This is a genomic window from Enterobacter cloacae complex sp. SHL021, assembly GCF_049237765.1.
GTDB lineage: Bacteria > Pseudomonadota > Gammaproteobacteria > Enterobacterales > Enterobacteriaceae > Enterobacter > Enterobacter cloacae.
Genome location: NZ_JBMKJG010000046.1, coordinates 1 through 5,350, shown reverse-complemented (window position 1 = coordinate 5,350; position 5,350 = coordinate 1). Strand labels below are relative to the sequence as shown.

Annotated in this window: 5 protein-coding genes; 2 read left to right on the top strand and 3 right to left on the bottom strand. The window is 62.0% G+C overall.

The window, feature by feature from the left end:
* Window positions 1–198: 198 nt before the first annotated feature.
* Together ACOTZF_RS24875 and ACOTZF_RS24870 are read left to right on the top strand one after the other, a co-directional pair.
* Complete coding sequence (locus tag ACOTZF_RS24875; protein ID WP_000376623.1) at window positions 199–699, top strand: GNAT family N-acetyltransferase; 501 nt, start codon at window positions 199–201, stop codon at window positions 697–699.
* Between the two features lie 506 nt (window positions 700–1,205).
* Window positions 1,206–1,970: an IS6-like element IS6100 family transposase gene (locus ACOTZF_RS24870; protein WP_001389365.1), complete on the top strand. Its 765-nt coding sequence runs from the start codon at window positions 1,206–1,208 to the stop codon at window positions 1,968–1,970.
* Between the two features lie 492 nt (window positions 1,971–2,462).
* On the opposite strand, the gene mphR(A) is transcribed toward ACOTZF_RS24870, so the two are convergent.
* The 3 genes from mphR(A) to ACOTZF_RS24855 are packed head-to-tail and all read right to left on the bottom strand — an operon-like array spanning window position 2,463 to window position 5,187.
* A complete protein-coding gene (gene mphR(A) / locus ACOTZF_RS24865) occupies window positions 2,463–3,047 on the bottom strand; it encodes a macrolide-binding transcriptional repressor MphR(A) (RefSeq protein WP_001137892.1) in 585 nt (194 codons plus the stop codon).
* Window positions 3,047–4,285, bottom strand: coding sequence for a macrolide resistance MFS transporter Mrx(A) (gene mrx(A) / locus ACOTZF_RS24860; protein WP_000004159.1), 1,239 nt, complete (start codon window positions 4,283–4,285; stop codon window positions 3,047–3,049). Before mrx(A) ends, mphR(A) begins: the two co-directional genes overlap by 1 nt.
* The gene (locus tag ACOTZF_RS24855; RefSeq protein ID WP_000219391.1) at window positions 4,282–5,187 is read right to left on the bottom strand and encodes an Mph(A) family macrolide 2'-phosphotransferase; all 906 of its coding nucleotides are present in this window, start codon (window positions 5,185–5,187) and stop codon (window positions 4,282–4,284) included. Before ACOTZF_RS24855 ends, mrx(A) begins: the two co-directional genes overlap by 4 nt.
* Window positions 5,188–5,350: the final 163 nt, after the last annotated feature.

Here is a 5,350-nt window from a genome sequence, read left to right as displayed (position 1 = left end):
TCACCTTCTCGGAAACCCTCGCGAAATTTCGCAGTCGCGACGCCAGAGACCGAGGGTTAGATCATGCCTAGCATTCACCTTCCGGCCGCCCGCTAGCGGACCCTGGTCAGGTTCCGCGAAGGTGGGCGCAGACATGCTGGGCTCGTCAGGATCAAACTGCACTATGAGGCGGCGGTTCATACCGCGCCAGGGGAGCGAATGGACAGCGAGGAGCCTCCGAACGTTCGGGTCGCCTGCTCGGGTGATATCGACGAGGTTGTGCGGCTGATGCACGACGCTGCGGCGTGGATGTCCGCCAAGGGAACGCCCGCCTGGGACGTCGCGCGGATCGACCGGACATTCGCGGAGACCTTCGTCCTGAGATCCGAGCTCCTAGTCGCGAGTTGCAGCGACGGCATCGTCGGCTGTTGCACCTTGTCGGCCGAGGATCCCGAGTTCTGGCCCGACGCCCTCAAGGGGGAGGCCGCATATCTGCACAAGCTCGCGGTGCGACGGACACATGCGGGCCGGGGTGTCAGCTCCGCGCTGATCGAGGCTTGCCGCCATGCCGCGCGAACGCAGGGGTGCGCCAAGCTGCGGCTCGACTGCCACCCGAACCTGCGTGGCCTATACGAGCGGCTCGGATTCACCCACGTCGACACTTTCAATCCCGGCTGGGATCCAACCTTCATCGCAGAACGCCTAGAACTCGAAATCTAACGTCCGTTCGGGCATCGAGGTCCATGTCGGGGTGGGACGGGCCCGTGGCTTCAAGATCACTTGCAGTCCGACCGCGATGTCTTGGTTGCGCGAGAGGTTGTCGATATCCTCCACTTCCATCATCAACCCTGGATAATGCCGCCGCCGTCATCGCCGCCGACGCCCGTGCCGGGCTTTTCGGGCCTGTCAGGCTTGCTCGGCCTTCAGCCTGCCTGGGCGAGATCTCCGGCGGACGGATTAACGGCGGAGCTTCGCCGCCTTTCGTGCGTGTGAAGGCCGAAGATAGTTCTCTCAAAAACATCCGTTTATGAGAGATACCAAATGTCATTTTCAGAAGACGACTGCACCAGTTGATTGGGCGTAATGGCTGTTGTGCAGCCAGCTCCTGACAGTTCAATATCAGAAGTGATCTGCACCAATCTCGACTATGCTCAATACTCGTGTGGGCTCTGTTGCAAAAATCGTGAAGCTTGAGCATGCTTGGCGGAGATTGGACGGACGGAACGATGACGGATTTCAAGTGGCGCCATTTCCAGGGTGATGTGATCCTGTGGGCGGTGCGCTGGTATTGTCGCTATCCGATCAGCTATCGCGACCTTGAGGAAATGCTGGCGGAACGCGGCATTTCGGTCGACCATACGACGATCTATCGCTGGGTCCAGTGCTACGCCCCGGAGATGGAGAAGCGGCTGCGCTGGTTCTGGCGGCGTGGCTTTGATCCGAGCTGGCGCCTGGATGAAACCTACGTCAAGGTGCGGGGCAAGTGGACCTACCTGTACCGGGCAGTCGACAAGCGGGGCGACACGATCGATTTCTACCTGTCGCCGACCCGCAGCGCCAAGGCAGCGAAGCGGTTCCTGGGCAAGGCCCTGCGAGGCCTGAAGCACTGGGAAAAGCCTGCCACGCTCAATACCGACAAAGCGCCGAGCTATGGTGCAGCGATCACCGAATTGAAGCGCGAAGGAAAGCTGGACCGGGAGACGGCCCACCGGCAGGTGAAGTATCTCAATAACGTGATCGAGGCCGATCACGGAAAGCTCAAGATACTGATCAAGCCGGTGCGCGGTTTCAAATCGATCCCCACGGCCTATGCCACGATCAAGGGATTCGAAGTCATGCGAGCCCTGCGCAAAGGACAGGCTCGCCCCTGGTGCCTGCAGCCCGGCATCAGGGGCGAGGTGCGCCTTGTGGAGAGAGCTTTTGGCATTGGGCCCTCGGCGCTGACGGAGGCCATGGGCATGCTCAACCACCATTTCGCAGCAGCCGCCTGATCGGCGCAGAGCGACAGCCTACCTCTGACTGCCGCCAATCTTTGCAACAGAGCCCGCCGTGCTAGTCTGCTCGGTGATGGTGGAGTGAAGCCAACCCGCAATCGGGTTATGAATCTGCATCGCGATTCGCAATCAGCTGTCTCTTGAGCATGTCGAACTCCTGCGATGTTATCTCGCCGTGCTCGTGCTGCTACACCAACTTGTCCAACTCATCCGCCACACCGCTCCCCACCACCTGCGATGGCCAGGTTGTTTGCTGGGCGCATTGGCGGAGTATCGTCTCGACCCGGGACACCCACACCGGCACAACCTTACGGGAGTGATTCACTGTCAAAGAATCGGCCCGGTGCTCTGACGCAAGTATCGGGATGGTCACCATTTGTAAGCCGTAGACCTGAGTGGTGATCAAGACTTCGATACCACCGACCGTACCGGTACTAATCGACGACGGTCGTGTTCGTCGCCTGCCGCAGGGACTCTGCACACCTCCGTTTACGCATGTGCCTGGAGGAGTTGGAAATCGTCGTGTTCGGGAAACATTAAACACAGGATGGCAGCGATCTGAGCCAGCACATGATCAGCTAGCTCACCATCCGGATCGACGGCCCACTGCATCGTCGCGCCAGCGATGACCGAGTGCAGGAGCAACTCAGCTGCCGCAGGAGCACCTGGGGGCAGTCGCTTGCGGATCCCCTCCACCACCGCGCGGTTCCGCTGGATCGCAAGCGTGCGTAGCTCCGGCACCTGGAGCTCGTACCAGGAGATGAGATAGTTCACCGAGAAGTCGTTGCGAGTGTTCATGCTCCGAACGAGCACCTGCAAAAATTCCCAGAGCCCTTGCGGCCCTGCGCCTATCGGTATCGCATTCAGGTAATGCCGCACCTGCTCGACGCCGCGCTCCATCATCCTCACCAGCAGCGTATCGCGGTTGGTGAAGCGCTGGATTAACGCTGCGCGGGAGAGCCCCACCTCCTTTGCTACTCCGCTGAGCGTGAACTCTATGGGACCGCAACGCTTCAGCACTACGGTGGCGGCCTCGAGTACCTCGTCATCGGACTTGAGCTTGGGGCGGGGCATCAGTGTTCACCTTCTGTATGGGTTGGGGCGGAGGCTGTGGCTGCCGCCGCCATTGTAGCAAATTGAAGACGGAGCGAGAGTAGAGCCACGAGCCCCGCAAACACGGCCGATACAACGAGGCCAGGGAGCGGACCAGCAAGGTCGACAAACGCGCCGGCCGCAAGCATAACCATGGGCGAGGCTGACAGCATCACCGCCGAGACCGTGCCGAGTACCCGGCCGAGAAGTTCTGGCGGCGTGCGGTTGTAGATGGCAGCGTTGAGAATGGGAGAGACTGAGCCGGTCAGCAGTCCCACGAGCGCGCCCAACAACATCAGCACCGGCACGCCTGGCAACTGTGAAAGCAGAAGCGAGCCCACCGCAGAGCCACAAAATGCCACCGCCAGCCAGTTCTGCGCTGATATCCGGGCGCCGACCGACGCATGAATGGCAATGCCAAGGAGACCACCAGCCCCCATCATTGAGGAGAACAGCCCGAGCTCTGCTACTTGGCGTCCTGCATCTACAAACAGCGCAGGCATGATGACGCTGCCGTTGGCGCCAACGATGCCCACGAAGATCATCACTATACCAAAGAGAGGGCGCAGCAGGGGTTCGCTCCAGAGAAAAGCGACGCCGGCGCGCATGGAGAGAGTCGCCGTCGTGGTCATCGTCCGAGCGGCACGCGCGGGAAGCACCCACGCGCCGAGCAGACCTGCAAGGACGGAGCAGAACGCCGTCAGCCCGAGCGTTGGCGCAGCGCCAAGCAGGCCGATTGCGGCCCCCCCAAGGGCCGGGCCACCTAGAATCGCGACGTTCCCGATCACCGCTTTCAGTGACGAGACGCGCTCAACGGAGAGCCCGGCGACGTGGCCGAGTTTGGGCAGCTCACTGTCCTGCGCGGCCATACCGGGTGCGTCGAACGCGGCACCGAGCACCACGCAAGCGATCAGCCCAGTGTTCGAGAGGGCGCCAACGGCATCGAGCAGTGGGATGCTCGCCATGGCCACGCCGCCCACCACACCCGAGATCAATGCGACGGGCGCGCGCCCGAACCGATCGACGAGGCCACCACCAACCCACGCGCCGATGATGGTCGCGATGACGCTGCTAGCGGCCGTGGCGCCCGCCCAGGCCGCGCTCTTTGTATGAGACAGGACGAACCATGGAAGCGCGAGGGCCGCCACCGCGTTGCCGATCCGGAAGAGAAAGGTCGCCGCGAACAGCGTCGCGAGCGGGCTATATCGACGTTCGCTCATTCCGCTGCGGCGAGCTGCGCCTTCGCCGCAGCGAGGTACTCTTCGTTACCCGAGTCGAGGGCGAAGAGTGCGTAGGTGACCGCCCCGAACGCAAGGCGCTCCGCGATGTGGTGGGCGAGCCGCGGCCACACCCGGCCACCGGCCGCTTCATACGTGAGGAGGAGCTTCGCGAGCCCCTCTTCACCAAAGACCATAAGGTGCGCGGCCATGTCGATGGCAGGGTCATCAACGCGGGCCTCGCTCCAGTCGATCATCCCGCTGACGCGCTCCGTGTTGTCGATGAGCACATGGCCCACGTAGAGATCGCCATGCACCACCACGGAGAAATCTGGCCACGACGAATCGTCGTCGAGCCAGCGCTGCCACCGGTGGAGGCGCTTGTCGTTCACCACGAACTCGCGTCGGACGCGGTCAACGTCGTCGGCCACCTTCTGACGGGCCTGCGTCGGTGTACGGATGAGCATCCCCGCATCCACGGCGGCGGAAATGGGGACGGCATGCAGGGCGGCGAGCGCGGTCGCGAAGCTCTCCGCGAAGACCTCCGAGTCCTGCGGCACGACCCAGTCGGGCGTGGACGAACCAGGCTGGATGACCATCGCAGTCGAGTCTTCGAGCATGGGATAGGCAACGAGCTCGGCGTTGGCCACGCGCCAGTCCGGCACCGCGAACGGCAGGCGATTCTTGAGCATTGCCAGCACCCGCGCCTCTGGTTCGACCTTCGCGCTTACCTCGGCTCGGCGCGGGATGCGCAGCACCCACCGACGTCCATCGTCGACGGTGGCGATCACGATCCTATAGTCGAGCCCAAGCTCATTGACAGTCAGCGGGCCATGGAGCTTGAGCCCATGTCGGGCTGCAAGTGCGTACAGTTGGGAGGTATCGGCGGTCGTGACTACGGTCATGATTCACTCCTGAGGGCTTGACGGGTTTAGCCACCTAAATGTAACAGTCACGTCGGTTATATTCAATCCGGCACTGTTGCAAAGTTAGCGATGAGGCAGCCTTTTGTCTTATTCAAAGGCCTTACATTTCAAAAACTCTGCTTACCAGGCGCATTTCGCCCAG